At 66.0% G+C, this 21,919-nt stretch carries 22 protein-coding genes; 13 read left to right on the top strand and 9 right to left on the bottom strand.

The window, feature by feature from the left end; all coding sequences use genetic code 11:
- Positions 1-32: 32 nt before the first annotated feature.
- Complete coding sequence (locus ACZYZF_RS03000) at positions 33-1,190, top strand: acyl-CoA dehydrogenase family protein (RefSeq protein ID WP_463743594.1); 1,158 nt, start codon at positions 33-35, stop codon at positions 1,188-1,190.
- An 8-nt stretch (positions 1,191-1,198) separates the two neighbouring features.
- Positions 1,199-2,299: an acyl-CoA dehydrogenase family protein gene (locus tag ACZYZF_RS03005; RefSeq protein ID WP_463743593.1), complete on the top strand. Its 1,101-nt coding sequence runs from the start codon at positions 1,199-1,201 to the stop codon at positions 2,297-2,299.
- Here ACZYZF_RS03005 and ACZYZF_RS03010 read toward each other — a convergent pair.
- The 3 genes from ACZYZF_RS03010 to treS are packed head-to-tail and all read right to left on the bottom strand — an operon-like array spanning position 2,249 to position 6,784.
- The gene (locus ACZYZF_RS03010) at positions 2,249-3,703 is read right to left on the bottom strand and encodes an MFS transporter (RefSeq protein WP_463743592.1); all 1,455 of its coding nucleotides are present in this window, start codon (positions 3,701-3,703) and stop codon (positions 2,249-2,251) included. The genes ACZYZF_RS03005 and ACZYZF_RS03010 overlap by 51 nt on opposite strands.
- A 13-nt stretch (positions 3,704-3,716) precedes the next feature.
- A complete protein-coding gene (locus ACZYZF_RS03015; RefSeq protein ID WP_463743591.1) occupies positions 3,717-5,039 on the bottom strand; it encodes a maltokinase N-terminal cap-like domain-containing protein in 1,323 nt (440 codons plus the stop codon).
- The gene (gene treS, locus ACZYZF_RS03020; RefSeq protein ID WP_463743590.1) at positions 5,036-6,784 is read right to left on the bottom strand and encodes a maltose alpha-D-glucosyltransferase; all 1,749 of its coding nucleotides are present in this window, start codon (positions 6,782-6,784) and stop codon (positions 5,036-5,038) included. Before treS ends, ACZYZF_RS03015 begins: the two co-directional genes overlap by 4 nt.
- A gap of 294 nt (positions 6,785-7,078) precedes the next feature.
- Between treS and ACZYZF_RS03025 the strand changes: the two genes are divergently transcribed.
- The 3 genes from ACZYZF_RS03025 to pyrE are packed head-to-tail and all read left to right on the top strand — an operon-like array spanning position 7,079 to position 8,914.
- On the top strand, positions 7,079-7,468 hold the full coding sequence (locus tag ACZYZF_RS03025; RefSeq protein ID WP_463744165.1) for a hypothetical protein: 390 nt from the start codon (positions 7,079-7,081) through the stop codon (positions 7,466-7,468).
- 21 nt (positions 7,469-7,489) lie between these two features.
- Positions 7,490-8,284, top strand: coding sequence for a HugZ family pyridoxamine 5'-phosphate oxidase (locus tag ACZYZF_RS03030; protein ID WP_463743589.1), 795 nt, complete (start codon positions 7,490-7,492; stop codon positions 8,282-8,284).
- Between the two features lie 60 nt (positions 8,285-8,344).
- A complete protein-coding gene (gene pyrE / locus ACZYZF_RS03035) occupies positions 8,345-8,914 on the top strand; it encodes an orotate phosphoribosyltransferase (protein ID WP_463743588.1) in 570 nt (189 codons plus the stop codon).
- Between the two features lie 14 nt (positions 8,915-8,928).
- Here the strand turns inward: pyrE and ACZYZF_RS03040 are convergent, their stop codons facing one another.
- The 4 genes from ACZYZF_RS03040 to ACZYZF_RS03055 are packed head-to-tail and all read right to left on the bottom strand — an operon-like array spanning position 8,929 to position 12,757.
- A complete protein-coding gene (locus ACZYZF_RS03040) occupies positions 8,929-9,969 on the bottom strand; it encodes an ABC transporter ATP-binding protein (RefSeq protein WP_463834467.1) in 1,041 nt (346 codons plus the stop codon).
- Entirely contained in the window at positions 9,966-10,739 is a 774-nt protein-coding gene (locus ACZYZF_RS03045; protein WP_463743586.1) for an ABC transporter permease, read from the bottom strand. Before ACZYZF_RS03045 ends, ACZYZF_RS03040 begins: the two co-directional genes overlap by 4 nt.
- The gene (locus ACZYZF_RS03050; protein WP_463743585.1) at positions 10,736-11,608 is read right to left on the bottom strand and encodes an ABC transporter permease; all 873 of its coding nucleotides are present in this window, start codon (positions 11,606-11,608) and stop codon (positions 10,736-10,738) included. Before ACZYZF_RS03050 ends, ACZYZF_RS03045 begins: the two co-directional genes overlap by 4 nt.
- Before the next feature lie 9 nt (positions 11,609-11,617).
- A complete protein-coding gene (locus ACZYZF_RS03055) occupies positions 11,618-12,757 on the bottom strand; it encodes an ABC transporter substrate-binding protein (protein ID WP_463743584.1) in 1,140 nt (379 codons plus the stop codon).
- A gap of 151 nt (positions 12,758-12,908) precedes the next feature.
- Between ACZYZF_RS03055 and ACZYZF_RS03060 the strand changes: the two genes are divergently transcribed.
- The 6 genes from ACZYZF_RS03060 (at position 12,909) to ACZYZF_RS03085 (ending at position 17,571) form a co-directional block, all read left to right on the top strand.
- Positions 12,909-13,322, top strand: a complete 414-nt coding sequence (locus ACZYZF_RS03060) for a hypothetical protein (RefSeq protein ID WP_463834468.1) — start codon at positions 12,909-12,911, stop codon at positions 13,320-13,322.
- 34 nt (positions 13,323-13,356) lie between these two features.
- Positions 13,357-13,800 carry a TIGR03668 family PPOX class F420-dependent oxidoreductase gene (locus tag ACZYZF_RS03065; RefSeq protein ID WP_463834470.1) on the top strand — a complete coding sequence of 148 codons (444 nt, stop codon included), beginning with the start codon at positions 13,357-13,359 and terminating at the stop codon, positions 13,798-13,800.
- A gap of 96 nt (positions 13,801-13,896) precedes the next feature.
- Positions 13,897-14,181 (top strand): WXG100 family type VII secretion target, encoded by a 285-nt coding sequence (locus tag ACZYZF_RS03070; RefSeq protein ID WP_463743581.1) that lies wholly within the window; start codon positions 13,897-13,899, stop codon positions 14,179-14,181.
- A gap of 102 nt (positions 14,182-14,283) precedes the next feature.
- A complete protein-coding gene (locus ACZYZF_RS03075; protein WP_463834471.1) occupies positions 14,284-15,471 on the top strand; it encodes a hypothetical protein in 1,188 nt (395 codons plus the stop codon).
- Positions 15,468-16,220, top strand: coding sequence for a hypothetical protein (locus ACZYZF_RS03080; RefSeq protein WP_463834472.1), 753 nt, complete (start codon positions 15,468-15,470; stop codon positions 16,218-16,220). Before ACZYZF_RS03075 ends, ACZYZF_RS03080 begins: the two co-directional genes overlap by 4 nt.
- 7 nt (positions 16,221-16,227) lie before the next feature.
- A complete protein-coding gene (locus ACZYZF_RS03085) occupies positions 16,228-17,571 on the top strand; it encodes a hypothetical protein (RefSeq protein ID WP_463834473.1) in 1,344 nt (447 codons plus the stop codon).
- Here the strand turns inward: ACZYZF_RS03085 and ACZYZF_RS03090 are convergent.
- Positions 17,551-18,372, bottom strand: a complete 822-nt coding sequence (locus tag ACZYZF_RS03090) for a hypothetical protein (protein WP_463834474.1) — start codon at positions 18,370-18,372, stop codon at positions 17,551-17,553. The genes ACZYZF_RS03085 and ACZYZF_RS03090 overlap by 21 nt on opposite strands.
- A gap of 118 nt (positions 18,373-18,490) precedes the next feature.
- On the opposite strand from ACZYZF_RS03090, the gene ACZYZF_RS03095 reads away from it, so the two are divergent.
- Entirely contained in the window at positions 18,491-20,653 is a 2,163-nt protein-coding gene (locus tag ACZYZF_RS03095; RefSeq protein WP_463743576.1) for an elongation factor G-like protein EF-G2, read from the top strand.
- 7 nt (positions 20,654-20,660) lie between these two features.
- Here the strand turns inward: ACZYZF_RS03095 and ACZYZF_RS03100 are convergent, their stop codons facing one another.
- Entirely contained in the window at positions 20,661-21,221 is a 561-nt protein-coding gene (locus tag ACZYZF_RS03100; protein WP_463743575.1) for a carboxymuconolactone decarboxylase family protein, read from the bottom strand.
- Positions 21,222-21,309: 88 nt separating this feature from the next.
- Between ACZYZF_RS03100 and ACZYZF_RS03105 the strand changes: the two genes are divergently transcribed.
- Positions 21,310-21,888: a TetR/AcrR family transcriptional regulator gene (locus tag ACZYZF_RS03105; protein WP_463743574.1), complete on the top strand. Its 579-nt coding sequence runs from the start codon at positions 21,310-21,312 to the stop codon at positions 21,886-21,888.
- Positions 21,889-21,919: the final 31 nt, after the last annotated feature.

Here is a 21,919-nt window from a genome sequence, read left to right on the forward strand (position 1 = left end):
GTGCAGTCAGATCCACCGACAGGGAGACGGTCATGCAACTGGCGCTCACACCGGAGGAAGCAGCTTTCCGCGATGAGCTGCGCACCTTCTATACGACGAAAATCCCCGCCGAGCTTCGCGAACAGAATCGGCTCGGGTTACCCCTCGGCAAAGAGGGCATCGTCACTGCGCACAAGATCCTGCACGAGCACGGCCTCGCCGTGCCCAACTGGCCGGTCGAGTGGGGCGGCAAGGACTGGACGCCCAACCAGCATCAGATCTGGCTCGACGAGATGCAGTTGGCGAGCGTCCCCGAGCCGCTCACCTTCAACGCCAGGATGGTCGGCCCGGTGATCGCCGAGTTCGGCTCGCAGGAGGTCAAGGAACGCTTCCTGCCGCCGACCGCGGCGCTGGACATCTGGTGGTGCCAGGGCTTCTCCGAGCCCGAGGCCGGCTCGGACCTGGCCTCCCTGCGCACCACCGCGATCCGCGACGGGGACACCTACGTGGTCAACGGCCAGAAGACCTGGACCACGCTGGGTCAGCACGCCGACTGGATCTTCTGCCTGGTCCGCACCGACCCGCAGGCGCCCAAGAAGCAGGCGGGTATCTCGTTCCTGCTGTTCGAAATGGACACCCCCGGTGTGACGCTGCGTCCGATCAAGCTGATCGACGGCAGCTACGAGGTCAACGAGGTGTTCTTCGAGGACGTCCGGGTGCCCGCCAACCAGCTCGTCGGCGAGGAGAACCAGGGCTGGACCTACGCGAAGTTCCTGCTCGGCAACGAGCGCACCGGGATCGCCCAGGTGGCCCGGACCAAGGTACGTCTCGCCGAGGTGAAGGAACGCGCCGCGGCCAATGGCCTGCTGGCCGATCCACTGTTCGCCGCGCGCCTGGCCGAGGCTGAAAATGACGTGCTGGCACTGGAGGTCACCCAGATGCGCGTGACCTCCGATTCGGCCGACGGCAAGCCCAGCCCGGCGTCCTCGGTGCTGAAGCTGCGCGGCAGCCAGCTGCAGCAGACCGCCACCGAACTGCTCGTCGAGGTCGCCGGCGCCGACGCGCTGCCGTATGAGGCCGGCGACATCGCCTCGCCGGAATGGGCCCAGCAGGCCGCTCCGCACTACCTCAACTACCGCAAGACCTCGATCTACGGCGGTAGCAACGAGGTGCAGCGCACCATCATCGCGTCCACCATTCTCGGATTGTGAGTTGAGCCATGGACTTTCAGCTAACTGATGAACAGGCCCTGCTGGCCGACACCACCCGTGACCTGCTGTCGGGTTACGACACCGAAAAGCGCAACAAGGTGGTGGAGTCCGAGCCCGGATTCGACCGCCAGGTCTGGGGACAGCTCGCCGAGATCGGCGTTCTGGGACTGGGTTTCGACGAGGACTCCGGTGGCCAGATCGAGATCATGGTGGTGCTGGGCGAGATCGGGCGCCGGTTGGCGCCCGAGCCGGTGCTGCACGGGGCGATCGGTCCCGGCGCGATCATCGCCGAGGTGGGCACCGACGCCCAGCGCGCACTTCTCGACGAAGTCGCTTCCGGCGAGCGGATTCTGGCCTTCGCCCACTCCGAACCGGGCGTGCGCGGATCGGCCGGTGTGACGACCACCGCGACGCGCACCGGGGACGGGTGGACGCTGAGCGGCACCAAGAACCCGGTGCTGGCCGGCGACGTCGCGGACACGTTGATCGTGACCGCAGCGCTGCCCGATGGCGGGACCGGACTGTTCCTGGTCGACGCAGCCGACGTCGCGCGTCAGGGCTACCGCACGTTCGACGGCCAGCGCGGCGCCCAGGTCACGCTGGATGCCACGCCCGCCGAGCCGCTGGGCGAGGCCGCCGATGCCGGTGCCGCGATCACCCGTGCGCTGGTACGGATCTCGGCCGGACTGTGTGCCGAGGCCGTCGGAGTGATGGACGAGTCGCTGCGCCTGACCGCCGATTACCTCAAGCAGCGCAAGCAGTTCGGGGTCACGCTGAGCAAGTTCCAGACCCTGACCCAGCGCGCTGCCGACATGTACATGTCGCTCGAGCTGGCGCGGAGCATGGGCACCTACGCCGCGATGTCCATTGCCGACGGCGAACTCGACCCGGTGATCGCGGCGCGGGCCAAGCTGCAGATCGGCCGCTCGGGACGGCACATCTCGCAGGAGTCGATCCAGTTACACGGCGGTATCGGTGTCACCGCGGAGTACCCGATCGGGCACTACGCCGCCCGGCTGACCGCGATCGAGCACACCCTGGGCTCGTCCGCCGATCAGCTACGGACGCTGGTCGGTCAGCTCGACAGCTACGAGATCGCCACGCTCTGAGGGAATCTCGGGCGCTTTCGGGATCGCCATCGCGACCAGGGCGGCACCGGCGGCCGCAGCCGCGGCAATCAACAGTGCGACACGGAATCCCGGCAACGAGGGCAGCGCGTGCCCTGCGAAGTTGATGGTCATCTGGGCCAGCACCGCGGTCATCACCGCACTCGACGTCGAGGTACCCAGCGAACGGGCCAGTGAGTTGATGCTGTTGGCCGATGCGGTTTCCGACACCGGCACCGCGGCGTTGATCAAGGCGGGCAGTGCGGCGAAGGCGAACCCGACGCCGAAGCTGACGATCAGGCCGAGCACCAACAGGCCGACGGGGCTGCCGAGCATCAGGGTGCCGGCCAGGTAGCCCGTGGCGATGATCGTGCTGCCGATCACCAGCACGATCTTCGGCCCGTGCGACGACACCACCCGCGCGGCGACCGGAGCCGCGGCCATCATCGCCAGGCCGCCGGGCGCCATCCACAGACCGGTGGCGATCATGCTCTGGCCCAGGCCGAATCCGGTTTCGCGGGGCATCTCCAGCAACTGCGGGCCCACCAGCGACAGCGCGAACATGCCGAAGCCCACCGCAATGGAAGCCAGATTCGTCAGCAGCACAGGTCGTTTCAACGTGGTCCGCATGTCCACGATGGGCGAGGGCACCCGGTACTGCCACCAGGTGAAGACCCCGAAGGTCACCACCGCGGCGGCGAACATGCCGACCGTGGTGGTACTGGTCCAGCCCCACATCCCGCCCTTGGAGATCGGCAGCAGCAGCAACACAAGGCCGGTGCCCAGCGCGATGGCGCCGATCGGGTCGAAGCGGTGATCGGCGGACACCGGTTCGAGGTCAGGCACCAGCAGGACGAACAGGACTCCCGAGCCGAGGCCCAGTGCGGCCGCACACCAGAACAGTGCATGCCAGTTGAACTGTTCGGCGATCACCGCCGACAACGGCAGGCCCAGCGCGCCGCCGACGCCCAATGACGCACTCATCAATCCCATGGCCGAGGCCACCCGCTCAGGCGGCAGGGCAGCACGCAGCACGCTGATGCCGAGCGGGATCACCGGGACGCCGAACCCTTGCAGCCCACGCCCGATGATCAAAGGGATCAGCGAGGTGGTCAGGGCCGCGATCACCGATCCGATGAACAGCAGTGCCGCGCACAGCACGAGAATCCACTTGGGACCGTACATGTCTCCGAGCCGGCCCAACATCGGGGTGGCGACGGCGCCGGTCAGCAGGGTCGCGGTGATCGCCCACGATGCGTTGGCTCCGGTGGTGTCGAGCAGCGCAGGCAACTGCGGGATCAACGGGATGATCAGGGTCTGCATCAGCGAGACGCTGATCCCGGCCGCCGCGAGAACGGCGATCAGCAGCCCGTCGGGCGCCGATCGGCGCACAGGCTGATTAGGCACGCTAAGGAAGGTATCAGCCGATCAGCCGTGCCACCGACCCCAGGGGAACGGGCAGCCAACTGGGCCGGAAGCGGGCCTCGTAGGCGGCCTCATACACCGCCTTGTCCAGCTCGTAGGCCGCCAGCAACGCGGCGTGCTCGCGCGGGTCGGCGCCGGCCACCGCGGCATAGCCGTCGCAGAACGCCGTGCTGTTGCGGTCGGCCCACTCCCGGGCCCGGGCAGCCAACTGCCGGGCCCGGTCATCGTCTCCGGCCAGGTCCACCAGGCGGGCGTACGCCGCGTAGTCGAAGGACCTCAACATCCCCGCGACGTCGCGCAGCGGGGAGTCCGGGCTGCGCCTGAGCTGCAACGGCTGGCCGGGCTCACCCTCGAAGTCGATCAGCAGCCAGCGCTCCGGGGTGCGCAGCACCTGCCCGAGATGCAGGTCGCCGTGCACCCGTTGCACACTCACCTGCTCGTCGGCCAGCTTGCGGTAACGGTCCTCGATCAACGAGACATGTTCGCGCAGTTCGGGTACCGCCGCTGCGGCAGTGGCCAGGCGCGCGGACATCAGCTCGGCAGGGAAGGGTACCGACTCGGTGCCGAGCTCTTCGGCCAGGCAGGCGTGCACCGAGGCGACGGCCTCCCCCAGCCGGTAGGACTCGGCGGCGAAGTCACCGCCGACCTCGTCGGCATACAGATCGCCCTCGGCGAACAGGTCGCGGGTGCTGGCGTTGGCCATGTCCCAGCCCTCGGCCGAGTTGGCGGCGAACTCGGTCACCATACCCAAGGCGAAAGACTCGCCGTCCCAGTCAATATCGATCGATCCGAGCAACTTGGCCACATGCGGATTGCCAACGCGGGCCAGCACGCGGTTGAGTTCGATGTCGGGGTTGATGCCAGGAGTGATCCGGCGGAACGCCTTGAGCACCGCATCCTGACCGAACACCACACTGGTGTTGCTCTGCTCGGCCGCCGAAACCCGGGGCAGCGCATCCAAGGGCAGCGTGGCCCCCGGCTCCTTGGTGCACCTCAGCGTGCCCACCGTGGCCGACCGGTCGACCATCTCCAGCAGGTATCGCGCGGCGTCCTGGTCATAGAGGGCGTCATAGCCGGTCCGCCCGGCGTCGCTGCCGATCGTGGCCACGGAGCTGTACTCGTCGATCGGGTCGGCATCCCACTTCACCAGCACCTGGTAGCGCTCGGCGCCGCCGTCGGCATAGGACACCAGCAGCAGCACCAGATCGAGACCGTCGGCCAACTCAAGCACCAGACCTGGTGTGACGGCGGCCAACTCGCGGCCACGGCCGGCGTACCAGCGCTGCTGGCTCAGCCAATCACCGAATTCGAGGCTCATTGCTGCACTCCGGGATCTCGCTCGGGCCCGCGAAGCTCAAACCAGTAGAACCCGTGGCCGGGAAGGGTCAGCAGGTAAGGCAACTGACCGACACTGGGGAACTCGACTTGGCCGGACATCTCGATGGGCGTATATCCGCTCCACTCCTGCAGATTCAGCTCGATCGGCTGTGGAAACCGCGACAGGTTGTTCACGCACAGCACCGCATCGCCGTCGCTCTCGATCTGGCGGACGTAGGCCAGCACCGACGGATTGGAGCCACCGAGCTCGCGGAACGTGCCGAGTGCGAACGCGTCGTGGCGGCCACGGACGGCCAGCATGCTGCGGGTCCAATTCAGCAGCGACGTCGAACTGTCCCGCTGGGCTTCGACATTCACCGACTGATACCCGTAAACCGCGTCCTGGTTCGGCGGCAGGTACAGCCGGCCGGGGTTGGCGGTGGAAAACCCGGTGTTGCGGTCCGGTGTCCACTGCATCGGGGTGCGCACGCTGTCGCGGTCGCCGAGCCAGATGATGTCGCCCATGCCGATCTCGTCACCGTAGTAGAGCATCGGGGATCCGGGCAGAGACAGCAGCAGCGCGGTGAACAGCTCGATCTGGTTGCGGTCATTCTCCAACAGCGGAGCCAGCCGGCGGCGGATACCCACGTTGGCCTTCATCCGCGGATCCTTGGCGTACTCGGCGTACATGTAGTCGCGCTCGTCGTCGGTGACCATCTCCAAGGTCAGCTCGTCGTGGTTGCGCAGGAAGATCGCCCAGTGCGCCGTATCCGGGATCTCCGGTGTCTGGGCCAGGATCTCCGAGATCGGGAACCTCGACTCGCGCCGCACGGCCATGAAGATCCGCGGCATCAACGGGAAATGGAAGGCCATGTGGCATTCGTCGCCACCGGTACCCGGATCGCCGAAGTACTCGACCACATCGGCCGGCCACTGATTGGCCTCGGCCAGCAGCACCCGGCCGGGGAACTCGTCGTCGACCACCTTGCGGCAGCGCTTGAGGAAGGCGTGCGTCTCGGGCAAGTTCTCGCAATTGGTGCCCTCGCGCTCGAACAGGTAGGGCACCGCGTCCAACCGGAAGCCGTCGATACCGAGATCCAGCCAGAACCGCAGGACGTCGATCATCGCCTCCTGCACGGCCGGATTGTCGTAGTTCAGATCGGGCTGGTGCGAGAAGAACCGATGCCAGTAAAACTGCCGGCGCACCGGGTCGAAGGTCCAGTTCGACTCCTCGGTGTCGACGAAGATGATGCGCGCATCGGCGTACCGGTCGCTGGTATCGCTCCAGACGTAGAAGTCCCCGTAGGGACCGTCGGGGTTGTGCCGCGACTCCTGGAACCAGGCGTGTGAGTCGGAGGTGTGGTTCATCACGAGGTCGGTGATGACGCGGATGCCCCGGCGGTGCGCCCCGTCGAGCAGCGTGACGAAATCCTCCACGGTGCCGAACTCGGGCAGCACCTTGTAGAAGTCCCGGATGTCGTAGCCACCATCACGCAGCGGCGAATCGTAGAAGGGCGGCAGCCAGAGGCAGTCCACACCCAGCCATTTGAGGTAGTCGAGTTGTTGGGTCAGACCCTGCAGATCACCGACACCGTCGGCGTTCGAGTCGTAGAACGCCCGGACCAGCACCTCATAGAACACCGCCCGCTTGAACCAGTCTCGGTCGGTGGGCAGCGTTCTGGCATGGTCGAAGTCCTCGGCGGTCGGGTGCTCGACCATGCAGTGATCATCGTGAACGTTGTCCATCAGCTTCCCAACGTACCCACTTCATCCGTCCTCGACACCTGCACGGAACCTCGCCCGGAGCATGACGATCCGAAACGATCCTGCAGCAACGTAATTCACCGCCAAGGACGTGTTTGCGGAAAAACTAACGGTTGAATAAGAGACGGCGACGGGTTACGTTTCTCCCGCATTTGATCTCCTCGTCGGCTATGGGCCGGCGATAACACATTCGACGAGGGATGGCCTGTGGGTGAGTCCGCACCAAATGACGGTGAAGCACCAGTAATCGTTGGTCTGTCTGATGCGGCGATGCACATGTACATCGCCGCGATCGACGCGCTACCGCCGACCGGCGACCCGGAGTACGCCGACCGGGCGTCCGTGGTCCTCAGCGGTCTGCGCAAGCTGCAGACGTCGCTGTCGGAGGCGGCCGGCCGCAGCCGGGTCACCCCGTCGGTGATCGTCGCACTCAGCGGCGTACGGCACCGTTACGACGAGTTGATGACGACGGCGTCGGAGGGCCCCGGTGCCACGCTCGGTCAGCGTCTCTACGTTGCGCGCGGCCGCGCGAAGCTGTCCACCGCGGAAGCCGCCAACGGCGTCGGACTGCGCAAGGATCTCATCGAGGCCGTCGAGGCCGAGGAGCCCGCGACCGAAGCCGAAACCGCTCAGATCAAGGATCTGATCGCCGCACTCGGCGGCTGAGCCGCCCGATAGGGTCGCTGCGTGACTCGAGATCATGGTGACCCCGGTGATGCCCCCTCGGTTCCTCCCCCGCTTACGGAGGTAATCGAGGGGGCACGCCCGTCTGCGGCCGAGGAAGCCCGCACGGTCGCCGCGTCGACCAACGCAGGCACATTGGCCTCGCTCACCGCCGACGGTGACCCGTGGGCGTCCTTCATCACCTACGGGTTGCTGGCCGGCGCACCGGTGCTGTGCGTGTCCAACATGGCCGAGCACGGCCGCAACCTGATCGGTGATCCCCGGGCCAGCATCTCCGTCGTCGCCCCCGACACCGGGTCAGATCCGTTGGCCGGCAGCCGCATCACCCTGGCCGGGATCGTCGAGCGGCCCACCGGCGACGAGCTCGCCGCAGCCCGCCAGGCCCACCTGGACGCGGTGGCCGCCGCGCGCTACTACATCGATTTCAGCGACTTCTCGCTCTGGGTGCTGCGCGTACGGCGCGTGCGCTGGGTCGGCGGATACGGCCGGATGGACTCGACCACCGGCGAGGCCTATGCCGCCGCCCAACCCGACCCCGTCGCACCGCACGCCGCCGGCGCGATCGAGCATCTCAACGCCGATCACGCCGATTCGCTGGCCGACATGGCGCGCACCCTCGGCGGCTATCCCGACGCCGACGCGGCGGTATGCGCCGGGGCCGATCGCTATGGCCTGGATCTGCGGGTCACCACCGAGCGCGGGATCGCCTACACCCGCGTCGGCTACGCCGCACCGATCAGCTCGTACGGCGAGTTGCGGGCGGCCACCGTCGAGTTGGCTCAGCGCGCTCAGGCTTGATCGGCGCACCGCGCCGGCTGGGCCCGCGACCCGTCGGGGGCGTGCAATACGATCGCGGGTATGCCTGAGCGCCCCGAGACCTGGCAAGCCGCCTTCGATCTGATCCGCACCCGCGGCTACGAACACCGTGAGGAACCGTTCCGGCTGGCGAGCGGACAGCTGAGCCACGACTACATCGACGGCAAGTTCGCCATCGACACCGGCGAGCGGATGGCCATCGTCAGTCGCGCGGTCGCCGATCTCGCGGCCGCGACCGGTATCGAATTCGATGCCGTCGGCGGGCTGACAATGGGCGCCGACCCGCTGGCCCACGGTGTCGCGATGGTGACCGGCAAGGCGTGGTTCTCGGTGCGCAAGGAACAGAAGTCACGCGGTCGCGAGCAGTGGATCGAAGGCACCCGGCTCGAGCAAGGCACCCGGGTGCTTCTGGTGGACGACGTGATCAGCACCGGCGGGTCCACCGAGATCGCCTACGAGCGGGTCACCGCCGTCGGCGCCGTCGTCACCGGCGTCATCCCGATGGTCGACCGTGGCGACGTGGCCACCGGAAGGTTCGCCAAGCGTGGCGTGCCGTTCGCAGCGCTGGTCACCTACCGCGATCTGGGAATCGAACCGGTCAAGGATGTTTAGAGCAGGCGTCTGAGCTAGATCACCAGCACCGGCGTCCGCTCCAGGGCGAGGCTGACCACCACGCCGGACCGGAAGGCACGAGCGCGTGAGCTGGGCAGCTGCGCGTGGATCAGCGAGCCGTCGGGCAGTGACATGTACACGTGCGATGTGGGGCCGAGGAACGCCACGGATTCCACCACCGCCGGCCCGTCCGGATCGGCGCGCACCCGGATCGACTCCGGCCGCACCATCGCAGTACCCGCCCCCGAGCTGATCGATCCGGGCAGCGTCGGCAACTCGGCGCCCAGCAGTCTGGCCCGTCCGCCCGACACCCGAGCGCGCACCTTGTTGTGCAAGCCGACGAATTCGGCGACGAACGGCGTCGACGGGCGGGCGTAGAGCTCGGCCGGAGCGGCGAGCTGCTCGAGTTTGCCATGACTCATCACGCCGACCCGGTCCGCAACCGCCAGGGCCTCCTCCTGGTCGTGCGTGACGAACAACGTCGTGGTGCCGACCTCGAGCTGCACCCGCCGGATCTCGTCGCGCAATTGGGAACGCACCTTGGCATCGAGCGCCGATAGCGGCTCGTCGAGCAGCAGCACCCTCGGCTCGATCGCCAGGGCCCGGGCCAGCGCCACCCGCTGCTGTTCGCCGCCGGACAACTCGCCGGCATACTTGCCCTTGTGCGCGGCCAGGCCCACCAGATCGAGCATATCTGCGGCTCGAAACAGCCTGTCCTGCTTGGACTTTCCGCGCATCTTCAAACCGAAGGCGACGTTGTCCAACACGGTCAGGTGCGGGAACAGGCTGTAGGCCTGGAACACCATGCCCATATCTCGTTTGTTCGCCGGCATCGAGCTGATGTCACGACCACCGACGAGCACGGTTCCGCAGGTGGCCTCCTCCAGTCCGGCCAGGATTCGCAGCGCAGTGGTCTTGCCACAGCCCGACGGCCCGAGCAGCGCCACCAACTCCCCCGGCTCGATGGACAGGCTCAGCCCGTCGAGTGCGTGGACGTTGCCGTAAGTGCGGGTGAGGTCACGAAGTTCAACGCGCACACCGGCCCCGAGACTCATGTCTGAACTCCCAACGTCCGACGGCGGCCCCGCGTGAGCGCTGCCAAGACCAACAACAGGGCGAACCCCAGCAGCAGGGTGGCCAGCGAGGCCGCCACCGATGTCGCCCCGTCGCTCTTACCGATCGCCACGATCTGGACCGGGAGCGTCTCGAAACCGCTCAACGAAGCGACCGTGTATTCACCGAGCACCACGGCAATGGAAATGAAGGCTGCAGACAGGATCCCGGACCAGATGTTGGGCACGATCACCCGGGTGATCGTCGACAACCAACCGGCCCCCAGCGATCGGGCGGCCTCCGACAACGTCTGCAGGTCGATCGCCGACAGTGCGGAATCGATTGCCCGGTAGGCGAACGGCAGCACCAGCACCACGTAGACGAAAGTCAGGGTCAGCGCCGATTCGCCGAGAAGGTAAGTGACCCACAGGTACACATTGCGCAGGCCCACCACGATCACCAGGGCCGGGATGGTCAACGGCAGCAGGCACAGGAACTCCACCATCGGTGCGGCCCAGCGGGCCCGCACGCGCACCCAGATCATCGTCGGCACCAGCAGCGCCAACATCGCGATGACGGTGAACACCGCAAGCAGCAGCGAGATCAGAATGGCCTGATACAACGCCTCATCGGCCACCAGGTTGCGCCATGCCGCACCGGTGCGGCCGCCGGCCAGCAGGTTGCGGGTGGAGAAGTCGGCCATCGCGTACAGGGGAAACAGGAAGAACAGGCCGAACGCCCCCCAGAGCGCCACGCGGGCAGCCCGGTTCATTTGAGCCACCTCGCCGTGCGGCGCACCAGCGCGTTGTAGGCGATCATCACCACGGCCACCACCACGATCATCTCGCACGCCAGCGCATAGGCGAAGCCGGACTGACCCAGCACGACCTCGCTGGTGAGGGCGGCCCGGATCAACAGCGGCACGATCGGACTGCCCTGGCTGACCAGAGCGGCCGCGGTGGCATACGCGGCAAACGCGTTGGCGAACAACAACAACGCCGATCCCAGGAACGCCGGGGTCAGCAGCGGCACCGCGACCTCCCGCAGGTACTGCCACCGTGACGCGCCGAGGCTCACCGCGGCCTCGCGCCACTGCGCACGCAACCCCTCGAGGGCGGGCAGGAAGACGATCACCATCAACGGGATCTGGAAGTAGCTGTAAACCAGGATCAGCCCGCCCAACCCGTACAACCAGCCCGAGCCGGCCAGGTCCCAGCCGAGGTTCTCTCTAACCCACAGCGTCAGTACGCCGTTGAGCCCGATGGTGGCCAGAAAAGCGAAAGCCAGCGCCACACCGCCGAACTGGGCCAGCACACTGCACAGGGCCAGCACCGTGCGGCGAAGCATCGACGCCGGCGGACTGCTGACGATCAACCACGCCAGCGCGGCGCCCAGTACCGCCCCGATCAGTGCGGTACTGGCCGACAGCGCAATACTTTTGGCGAGCGCGGCCAGTGCGGTACCGGAGAACAGCGCGGCGATTCGGTCAAAAGAGAAGGATCCGTCGGCGAAGAACGCCATGACGATCACCGTCACCGTCGGCACGATCAGGAACACCGTCACCACCGCGACGAACGGCAGCAACGGCAGCGCGTCCCGGATATCCGCGCGTAGATCCCGGCGAGCAGTACTACCCGGCATTGGCGTACCTCAGCCGATCGCCTTGGCCCAGTTGTCGGCCAGATACTTGTTGGCGGTGTCGGTTTGGGCCTGGGTCGCAACCGTCACCGGACCGTCGATGGGTGGCAACTGACCGAATGCTGCGCGGTCCGCAGTGCCCGCCAAGATCATCTTGTCCGCGCGCACCGGGCGAACCCCACCCTTGGCATACAGATTCTGGCCTTCGTCGCTGAACAGGAATTCCTGCCACAGCCGGGCTGCGGCGGGATGCGGTGCGTCTTTGTTGATCGCCTGGTAGTAGTACCCCGCGACCAGGGCCTCGTGGGGAACCACCACCTGCCAGCCCGGGACCTTCTGGCTCTCGGTGCCGTTGAGGTAATTCCAGTCGATCACCACCGGGGTCTGCCCCGATTCGATCGTGGCCGGGGTCGGGTCGAGTGGCAGGAAGTTGCCTGCCTCGTTGAGCTTTTCGAAGAACGTGACTCCGGGAGCGATGTCATCGGCCGACCCACCCTGCGCCACCGCCGCCATCAACACCCCGGCGAAGGCTGCGCCGGCTTGGGTCGGGTCCCCGTTGAGCGCAACCTTGCCGTGGTACTCCGGCTTGAGCAGGTCTTCGACAGAGGTGATCGGCGGGACCTTCGTCGAATCGAAGCCGATCGACATGAAGCCGCCGTAGTCGTTGACCCAGGTGCCGTCGGGGTCCTTGAGGTTCTCCTGGATGTCGTCGAACGTGGCCACCTTGTACGGAGCGAACATCGAGGTGTTCGCGAGTGCTACCGACTGTCCCAGATCGAACACGTCGGGCGCGGTGCTCTTGCCCTTCTGCTGGTTGGCCGCGTTGATCTCTTCCTGGCTGGAACCGTCGGGCTGCGCCGAGTTCACCTCGATGCCGTACTTCTCCTCGAAGGCCTTGATGATGGCGCCGTAGTTCGCCCAATCCGGGGGCAGCGCAATCACATTGAGTTCGCCTTCGGCCTTGGCCGCCGCGACGAGCTTCTCCATCCCCCCGAAGTCGGCCGCAGACGTGGCCTCGGCGATCTTGACGCCGGTATCGGTATCGCCGCCCGCCGCGCCTTTCTGCGGCGGCGCGCACGCCGCCAGACCCGCCGCGACGAGGGCCGAGGCGGCCAGAGCCGCCGATGCTGTCACGATCCGGGACGTGATCATTACGAAACCCTCCGTCGGTCACCAAGCGCGCGCACCGGCACCCTATCGCGACGTCACCGAACGCGAGACTCATCGAAATCCGCTGGACCCGAATCGCACCGCGGGCCCGACAGTGGACGGTGGCGATACCGGCTGATTAGGGTTGGCGCCCATGACGCCCATCCGCACCAGCCTCACACGTCGGCGGCGTCCGCTCGCCACAGCTGCCATCTTCGTGGCCGTCTGCGCCGCAGGTCAATCGACGATCGCAACCGCCTCGGCGGCCTTCGACGTGCAGGGATACGAGGCATGTACCTCTACGACGGCACCCGGTCCCGACCAGAACTTCGACGCCGTCGCCACAACCTGCTGCGTCGACAACGCCGGAGTGCCTGCCAACACCACCTACGGCGTAGGCTGCGTCGCGCCCGTCGAGAATCCGCCGGAGGACTACCGGCCCACCATCGTCATGCCGAGCCGGCCCACGCCACCGGGTGAGGGCGACGACCTGACCTACGACGAGCTGATGAAGCTGCCGCCGCTGCCGGATGACGGTGAGCTGCCCGGCGACGTACCGCCGCCCTGAGACTTTGCCGGCGTCATCCACATAGTCTGGAGTGATGGCCGATCTCGATGCCGCAGCTCTCGATGCCGCAGCGCGGTTCGCCGCGGCACCCTGTGCGGTACTCGCGACGCTGGGTGCCGACGGGGCACCGCATCTGGTGCCGGTGGTGTTCGCGGTGCTGCTATCCGGTGACGGACCCACACCGGCCACCATCTACACCGCGGTGGACGCCAAGCCCAAGTCCACCCAGCGGCTGCGCAGGCTGGCCAACATCGAGGGCGATTCCCGGGTGAGCCTGCTGGTCGACCACTACGCCGACGAGTGGGCGCACCTGTGGTGGGTACGCGCCGACGGACGGGCCGCAGTCCATCACAGCGGTGATGCGATGGCCACCGGTTATGGGCTGTTGCGCGCGAAATACCCCCAGTACGAGCGGATTGCGCTCAACGGCCCCGTTGTCACCGTCGAGGTCACGCGCTGGTCGTCCTGGCAGGTGTGAACGTCTCCGAGCAGCCAAATTGGTGATCAGCGCGGCCACCGACCTGCCCTAACATCATTGATGATGCAACGAGCCAACAGCTGAACGGAGGCCGTCATGGAGGTTGACCCGGAGGTCCTGCGCGCCTTTGCCGGTCAGGTGGATATCGCGTCGGGGCTGATCCGCGAGGCCGATGTCGGCAACAAGGTCGCCACCGCGGCGGACGGCTTGGACGGATCGACCACGCAGTGGGCGGCACGCCTCGTCGGCGCGCACGTCAAACAGGTGGCCGAGAAAATCGCCACCAGTGTGAACGCGATGGGTACCGCGGTGCGTGGTGCGGGCGACACTTATGAGGTGAGCGACGCCGACCTGGCAGGCAGCTTCAAAGGGATCTTCTGACCGGTGTTGCCCTCACGCCCCAGACTGGAACGCTGGAATCCAGACTCGCTGACGCCCGCTGGACAAGCCATCAAGAGTTCCGGTACGGCCGTCGGTGAAGCCGTGTCCCGGATCAACAGCAACCTCAAGGCCATGCCGGAGACCAAGGCATGGTCAGGCGATGCGCACAACGCCGCGACGGGCATGTTCGACCGGGCCAAAAAGCAGACCGATGAATTCTCGAAATACACCACGGCCGTGGGTGATGCGCTCAGCGGCGCCGCCGGCCCGATCGGTAGTGCCCGCACCGCGCTGCTGAACAAAGCCGACGAGATCGACGCAACCGGCCAATTGCATGTCAGCGATCAGTGGGTGGTGTTGATCCACGGCGGTCAGATGACCGTCGAACAGGCTGCCGCGCTGGAGAAGCGCGCTCAGTCCGAGCAAGTCAATGTCAACTTGCTGCTGGCGAAGGTGGGTGCGGCCGACGAGGATGCAGCCGGGAAAGTGACGAGTGCGGCGCAACAGCACGGATTCGAGGTGCCCAACCCAGGCGGCCTGGGCAGTCTGTTGCCCGGCATCCAGAAGCCCGGCGACGAGGTGCCGAACCCGTTGTCAACGATCGGAATGCTGCAGCAGGGCATGCTGCGCGACACTGACATGTCGCAAACTGTCCGGGAAACAAAAGTGGAGACGCAGTACAACCCCGCCACCGGAGAAGCGGTCTCGACAACCACGACCAGATACATGATGGACGGCAGCAAGCACATCGAGACCGTCGATGCCAAACCGAATTTCTCAGATCGAGGGCCGCTCACCACCAACGTGCATATCGACAAAAACGGGAACGAGGTTTCCAGGACAACGACTGTCACTTTTGCGGATTGGGCTCAGTACGGGATGGCCGGAAAGACCATCAGCACGACCCAATACGCAAATGGCACGATCGCCGAGGTGACGAAGTGGCCAGATGGCAAGGAAACCGCCTACGTCCGCACACCGGATGGTCGTCAGGCAGACGTTCCCATCAACCTCATCGACCATCCTATTTTGAGCCCGCTGGGCGCTACCGGCAAATACTTCGGGCCGGGCGTAAGTATTGCCACCTCATTGTGGGACATCGCCGTGGCAGAGACGAGTTTCCAGAAATGCGTCGCCACAGCTGAGGGCGTCACCTCGGTTACCGCCGGTACGCTCGCGGGCATCGCGGCGTCAGAGACAGGCCCGCTCGCCATACCGATCGGCCTGACCGCTGCCCTGGGCGGCGAAGCCCTCGGCAACTGGATCGGCAACACCTTTTGTCCCCGATGAAGACCTCCGGTTACCTACGTTTGGCATTCATCCTCGGCATATTGACTGCTGGCGGCGGCTTCGTCGCCGCTTGGGCCGTCATCTGGTTCACGCGCGCGAGTTATTTGACGGCAGCCCTCTGCCTCGGCGCATCGCTGTTGCTCTTCAGCTTGCTGTTCCACCTTGCTTACCCACTGTCAGGGACAGCTCATCCGAGGGTCGAGTGCGGTCCCGAAGGCACCAAGGTCCGCCCGCAGAGACATGCCGATCTGATATTCAGCATCGGCCTCTTGTTGGGCGTCTTGTCTGCGGGTGCGTTTCTCATATTCGCGCAGTTCGATATGGTCGATTTCATTCCATCGGGGACCAACCGCCTGATTTTGCCGGCCGGTTGCATTTTCTACGTCATCTATGGTGCGCCGGTACTCTATCGAATTTTCAAATACCGGGACGGAAAGCATCTTCACTTGGGTCCACAAGGTTTCGAAATGTGGGACAGCCAGTGGAATTCATTCGCACGTGGGCCGTGGGAAAATGCCGAACAGATCCTGGACCACCCCCTCAAGGGCAAGACGTCATTCACCGATCTGATTGTCTTCGTCCTCCCCAACGGTCGCAGCGCAAAGCTGGGCTCCGGCACCATCACCGCCAACAGCAATGCGCTGCGCGAGTGGGTGCGGTTCTATTGGCAGCATCCCGAATGCCGCGACGAACTGACCGACGGACGTGCCCTGCAGCGACTCGATGATGAGAAGTTCGACGTCTGGTGACTCCGCAATGCGTATCCGGTCTCGCCTGACTGCGGCACTTTGCGTGCTCGTGCTGCTGACCGCCACCGCGTGTGTCGTCGACGGGCGCCCGGTGCGCGACGCATTGCCGACCGCAACAGAATTGGGGTTGCCCCAGCAATCCCTGTTCGCGATGCCGATGCACAGCCGGCCGGTACGGGGCTGGAGGCTCGGCGCAGCCACACTCGGATTGGATCCCAAAGCCCGCATCCGTTACACACCGATCCGCAACCTCGGGGACCGGGCGATCTTTCTGGCGACGACCGTTCAGGACTGGTCCGTGATCGGCATCGACGTGAGCAGTGGACACAAACTGTTCGATGCAATCCGGTTGGGCCGTCACGAAAGCGCCGAAGCCATGCTGGGCTCGGCCTGTTTTGGCAATGGCCCGAAGATGGTCGTTTGTCTTCGAGGTGGGACGGGTGTCCCGGCACATGCCTGGGTCATCGACACCGACACCGGTGGATTGCTGTATGACGGGCCGACCGACCTGAAATGGTCCATGCCCAAGGAAGATCCGGCCGTCCAGCAACTCGGCGATTACCTGGTGGCCACCGTCGACAATCGGGGCGTCTACGGTGTCGGCCCGCACGCCGAACTGACCTGGCACGTGCCCGGCACCGGGTTCGTGGACTTCCCGAAAGACGACGCCAGCGATGTCCCCGCGCCGTCCCTGGCCGTGGCGTCCCGCCTCCGTGAACCCGACGCGGTGTTCTCTCTCGCCGATGGCAAGGTGCTCCCACCGACGGTGCCCGCCGGTGAAGAAGCTCGCGGAGCTGTCGTCTACCCGAATGGCTTTGCTTACCAGCGCGAGCGCGGATACAGAGATGCCGGCATCACATTCTTCGACAAAGCCGGCCGCGAACAGGGCCGACTCGACGGTGAGGCAAAGCTGCTCTCCGGCTCTGAAGTCATTCCGGTGGCACGAACCGATACCGCGGACCGATTCCTCACCATGGCCGGCAAGCCCCTCCTGGAGCTGCCGCAACCGAAACTGATGCCCTACACCCGCCTGGCCGGCACGACACTGCTGGTCTCGACTGATGAGGACCGGAGGGTCTGGAGGCAGTTCGACCTGCGGACCGGCAAAGAAGGCAAAACCTGCGACAACGAAGCGCTCTGGTATTCCTACCTGGGTTCCAGCGGCGACGTGGTCGTGATGAGCGGTGGTCGGACGCCGGCTCTGGCTCAGGCCATGGATCTGAATACGTGTGAAATCCTGTGGACGCTACCCGGAGCTACCACCGACGAAGCCAAAGACATCTGGCGGGTGAACACGTCACTCGTCCTACGCGTCAACAACGAGCTTTCGTCACTCGTCCCACCCGGCTGACTCGTCCCACCCGCCTGATATCTCGCTGCCCAAATCAGCAACGTCGTCGGCGACAGATCCATCGATGCAAGCCCGCAGGGTCTCGGCGTCAAGCGGTTCGGCATAGCCGGCATCATCAGGCGCGTACAGGTAGTCGCCATCATCGTCGACGTTGACCCAGTACCGAAACAGGCCGGACGCCGAATGCACTGTCCCGATCGCCACGACTTCACTCCCATCCACAACGCGCACCGGCGGGCCTTCCGGCTCAGCGTGGGGAATCGGGAAGCCGAGGTCGTCATACATTTCGACCGCCTCACGTGGTGGCGCCGGAAGTCGATCGCCCAAGCCTGCAACCGTGATACGCGCATGTGAACCGGCACCGAGCAGGCCGACCGAATCAGCTATCACCGCGCTCACGTCCCCCGGTGCGACCGCGTAGATGTCAACGGTGTCCACACCGTCATGGTCAGTACGCTGCACCGCGACAAACCCCGACTCATCCGCCAGCAGGCCGTTCAGACGAAGATCGGGGGTGCCCTGATCGGAGAAGCTCACCCGGCATCCCACGCAATCATCAGCCCGCACAAAGGCTTCCACCCACGCCCGGACTCCGGCAAGATCGCCACCGTTGAGGCGATCTTCGATCGGCCCCACTTGTCTGGTGAGAAGCCACACCGACCCCACCGGTCGACTGCGGCCCAACGGAAACGGCAGTGTGTCGCGGCCATACAGTTCGCAGGCCGCCTCCAGATCGACCACCGCCACAGCGCCCACCGCGTGCAGAGGCTCTGTCGTACCGAGGCTGGGCGCATGCGTCATGGACATATTCTGACAGCCTGATCCGGCAGATCTTGTGCTCCAGGTCACATCGGGGAATTGTGGAGAGCAGGTCCGGCGGGCCGCAGCGGGGCGCCCCGGGGACACCAGGAGGAGTGCCATGGCGGACAAATCCCATTCGGCCGGCAACGGGGCTGTTCCCACCGCGGACAGCCCCGCCGCCATTCGCAACGTCGCGCTCGTCGGCCCCTCGGGTGCAGGCAAGACCACCCTCGTGGAGGCACTGCTGGTCGCCGCCGGTGTGCTGACCCGCGCGGGTTCGGTGGTCGACGGGTCGACGGTCTGCGATTTCGACGAGGCCGAGATCGGTCAGCAGCGCTCGGTCGGGCTGTCGCTGGCCCCGTTGCAGCACAACGGGATCAAGGTCAATCTCATCGACACTCCCGGATACGCGGATTTCATCGGGGAACTCCGTGCCGGATTGCGCGCCGCCGATTGCGCGCTGTTCGTCATCGCGGCGAACGAGGACATCGATGAACCGACGAAGGCGTTGTGGCAGGAATGCGCGACAGTGGGCATGCCGCGGGCGGTGGTGATCACCAAGCTCGATCACGCGCGCGCCAACTACGCCAATGCGCTGGCCGGCGCCCAGCAGGCTTTCGGTGACAAGGTCGCGCCGCTCTACTTCCCGGCCCAGGACGGAGTGATCGGTCTGCTCACCCGCACCTACTACTGCTACAGCGGCGGCACCAGGACCACCCAGCCGCCCGACGGCGCCTATGACGACGAGATCGCCGAACTCCGCGGCTCCCTGATCGAGGGAATCATCGAAGAGTCCGAGGACGAGACGCTGATGGAGCGCTACCTCGGCGGCGAGGAGATCGACGAGGCGGTGTTGATCGCCGACCTGGAGAAGGCCGTGGCCCGCGGCTCGTTCTTCCCGGTGATCCCGGTGTGCAGCGGATCCGGGGTCGGCACGCTCGAACTGCTCGAGATCGCCACCCGTGGCTTCCCGTCACCGCCCGAGCACCGTCTGCCCGAGGTGTTCGCCGCCAGCGGTGCCTCCCGCAAGCCGATGGCCTGCGATCCGTCCGGGCCGCTTCTGGCCGAGGTGGTGAAGACGACGTCGGATCCCTACGTCGGCAGGGTCAGCCTGGTCCGGGTTTTCTCCGGCACCATCAGGCCCGACGCCACCGTGCATGTGTCGGGCCATTTTTCTGCCTTCAACGACTCTGTGGCTGCCAAGGGGTCACACGGACATGCCGATCACGATGAGGACGAGCGCATCGGCACTCTGTCGTTCCCCCTGGGTAAGCAGCAGCGCCCCGCACCGTCGGTGGTGGCGGGCGATATCTGCGCGATCGGGCGGCTCAGCCGGGCCGAGACCGGCGACACCCTCAGCGACAAGGCCGATCCCCTGGTGTTGCGCCCGTGGACGATGCCCGACCCGTTGCTGCCGATCGCGGTGCAGCCCCGCGCCAAGACCGACGAGGACAAGCTTTCCGTCGGGTTGCAGCGGCTGGCCGCCGAGGACCCCACGCTGCGCATCGAGCAGAATCCCGAAACCCACCAGATCGTGCTGTGGTGCATGGGTGAGGCGCACGCCGGGGTGGTGCTCGACGCGTTGTCCCGGCGCTACGGAGTCACGGTGGACACCGTCGAGCTGCGGGTACCACTGCGGGAAACGCTCGGCGGCAAGGCAAAAGGACACGGCAGGCACGTCAAACAGTCCGGTGGGCACGGACAGTACGCGGTCTGCGATATCGAGGTCGAGCCGCTACCGGAGGGCACCGGATTTGAGTTCGTCGACAAGGTCGTCGGCGGATCCGTCCCGCGCCAGTTCATTCCGAGCGTCGAGAAAGGCGTGCGGGCCCAGATGGAGAAGGGAATGGCCGTCGATCACGGGGAGGCCGGCTACCCCGTCGTCGATATCCGGGTCACGCTGGTCGACGGCAAGGCTCACAGTGTCGACTCTTCGGATTTCGCCTTCCAGATGGCCGGCGGGCTGGCCTTGCGGGAAGCCGCTGCGGCCGCCGGTGTGAACCTGCTCGAGCCGATCGACGACGTGACCGTGGTGGTTCCCGACGATCTGGTGGGTGCGGTGATGAGCGATCTGGCCAGCCGGCGCGGCCGCGTACTGGGCACCGACAAGGCCGACGAGGACCGGACCGTGGTGAAGGCGGAAATTCCCGAGGTGGAGCTGACCCGTTACGCGATCGACCTGCGGTCCCTGTCGCACGGGTCCGGAGCGTTCACCCGGCAGTTCGCCCGCTACGAGCCGATGCCCGAATCGGCTGCGGCTCGGGTGCGCCGCTCGGCATAGCGGTTCTTCAGTTCGCCTGTGTGGCGTAGAACTCCTCGCTGCCTGCGCCTTCCTCAGGCTGGACGTCAAAGGTGTTGAGGGCGAAGGCAAGTGTGCTGTAGCCGCCGAAGGTGAACATCAGGTCCATCCGCTGCCGGTCGTCGAGTCGCTGCCCCAGGCGCTCCCAGACCGCGGCGGATATCCGGGATCCGGAATGCAGTTCATCGACTGCGTCCAGCACGGCCTGGTCGAATTCATCCGCCGCCGAACCACTTTGAGCTGCTTCGATATCGGAATCGGTCAACCCCACCTGGCGCGCCATCGCGTTGTGATGTGCCCACTCGTACGCACAGCCATGATGGAAAGAGGTCCGCAGGATGACGAACTCGCGAATGCGCTCGGGCAGCGTGGAGTCCTTCTGCAGGTATGCGCTGAACGGCAGGAAGGTCGCGGCCAGCGCGGGGTGGCGAACCAGCGTCGACAACGCGTTGCCCACCTTGTCCGGGCGGCGGCGCTCCGGTGGCACCGTGGAGGCCAACGCCTCGCGTGCCTCATCGTCCCAGTCCTCGGCCGGCAATGGCGTCAACATGCGAATAGCCCTACTTTACGATCGACTAGTAACTTCCTTTACGATCGTAAAGGAAGTTCAGCTGCAGCGCACACGAGGGGATGCACCGATGGACACCGGCACGGCCGAACCGGCCGGCTCCAACACCACCCGCGAACGCCTCGTCGAGGCTGCCGTCCGGTTGTTCACCCGACACGGCTTCGCCGGCACGTCCCTGCAGATGATCGCCGATGAATTGGACTTCACGAAAGCTGCCATCTACTACCACTTCCGCACCCGCGAACAGCTGTTGACCGCGGTCGTCGAGCCATTCCTGGCTCGGATGCTGACCGTGATCGAGGATGCCGAGCTTCAGCGCAGCGCGGCGGCCCGCGCGGATCAGATGGTGTGCGGCTACGCCGAACTGGCGGTCCGCAACCGGGCGCTGGTGTCCGCTCTGGCCAACGATCCCAGTGTGAACGAGGCGCTGCGGAACCGACCGGAATGGGACGGCGTGATCAACCGGCAGATGGCTCTGCTGGCCGATGTCGATCCGGGCCCGGCCGGGACGGTCAAGGCAGCAATGGTGTTCGCCGGGATCGCCGGGGCGGCCGGCGTCGCCGGAGCGGATGCCTCCGATGAGGACCTCTCGCGCTACCTGGTCGACGCGGCGCGCCGCACGCTCGGCCTGCGGACTCCGCGGCGTTGACGAAAACGCTTGATATTCAACGAATTGTCGA

This window comes from Mycobacterium sp. IDUB_24, assembly GCF_055419385.1.

Excerpts from the sequence above, each read along its gene's own strand:
- ACZYZF_RS03000 (WP_463743594.1), top strand. The coding sequence starts at position 33 with ATGCAACTGGCGCTCACACCGGAGGAAGCAGCTTTCCGCGATGAGCTG.
- ACZYZF_RS03005 (WP_463743593.1), top strand. The coding sequence starts at position 1,199 with ATGGACTTTCAGCTAACTGATGAACAGGCCCTGCTGGCCGACACCACC.
- ACZYZF_RS03015 (WP_463743591.1), bottom strand. The coding sequence starts at position 5,039 with ATGAGCCTCGAATTCGGTGATTGGCTGAGCCAGCAGCGCTGGTACGCC.
- treS (WP_463743590.1), bottom strand. The coding sequence starts at position 6,784 with ATGGACAACGTTCACGATGATCACTGCATGGTCGAGCACCCGACCGCC.
- ACZYZF_RS03025 (WP_463744165.1), top strand. The coding sequence starts at position 7,079 with ATGTACATCGCCGCGATCGACGCGCTACCGCCGACCGGCGACCCGGAG.
- pyrE (WP_463743588.1), top strand. The coding sequence starts at position 8,345 with ATGCCTGAGCGCCCCGAGACCTGGCAAGCCGCCTTCGATCTGATCCGC.
- ACZYZF_RS03040 (WP_463834467.1), bottom strand. The coding sequence starts at position 9,969 with ATGAGTCTCGGGGCCGGTGTGCGCGTTGAACTTCGTGACCTCACCCGC.
- ACZYZF_RS03045 (WP_463743586.1), bottom strand. The coding sequence starts at position 10,739 with ATGAACCGGGCTGCCCGCGTGGCGCTCTGGGGGGCGTTCGGCCTGTTC.
- ACZYZF_RS03050 (WP_463743585.1), bottom strand. The coding sequence starts at position 11,608 with ATGCCGGGTAGTACTGCTCGCCGGGATCTACGCGCGGATATCCGGGAC.
- ACZYZF_RS03055 (WP_463743584.1), bottom strand. The coding sequence starts at position 12,757 with ATGATCACGTCCCGGATCGTGACAGCATCGGCGGCTCTGGCCGCCTCG.
- ACZYZF_RS03060 (WP_463834468.1), top strand. The coding sequence starts at position 12,909 with ATGACGCCCATCCGCACCAGCCTCACACGTCGGCGGCGTCCGCTCGCC.
- ACZYZF_RS03065 (WP_463834470.1), top strand. The coding sequence starts at position 13,357 with ATGGCCGATCTCGATGCCGCAGCTCTCGATGCCGCAGCGCGGTTCGCC.
- ACZYZF_RS03070 (WP_463743581.1), top strand. The coding sequence starts at position 13,897 with ATGGAGGTTGACCCGGAGGTCCTGCGCGCCTTTGCCGGTCAGGTGGAT.
- ACZYZF_RS03080 (WP_463834472.1), top strand. The coding sequence starts at position 15,468 with ATGAAGACCTCCGGTTACCTACGTTTGGCATTCATCCTCGGCATATTG.
- ACZYZF_RS03085 (WP_463834473.1), top strand. The coding sequence starts at position 16,228 with ATGCGTATCCGGTCTCGCCTGACTGCGGCACTTTGCGTGCTCGTGCTG.
- ACZYZF_RS03090 (WP_463834474.1), bottom strand. The coding sequence starts at position 18,372 with ATGACGCATGCGCCCAGCCTCGGTACGACAGAGCCTCTGCACGCGGTG.
- ACZYZF_RS03095 (WP_463743576.1), top strand. The coding sequence starts at position 18,491 with ATGGCGGACAAATCCCATTCGGCCGGCAACGGGGCTGTTCCCACCGCG.
- ACZYZF_RS03100 (WP_463743575.1), bottom strand. The coding sequence starts at position 21,221 with ATGTTGACGCCATTGCCGGCCGAGGACTGGGACGATGAGGCACGCGAG.
- ACZYZF_RS03105 (WP_463743574.1), top strand. The coding sequence starts at position 21,310 with ATGGACACCGGCACGGCCGAACCGGCCGGCTCCAACACCACCCGCGAA.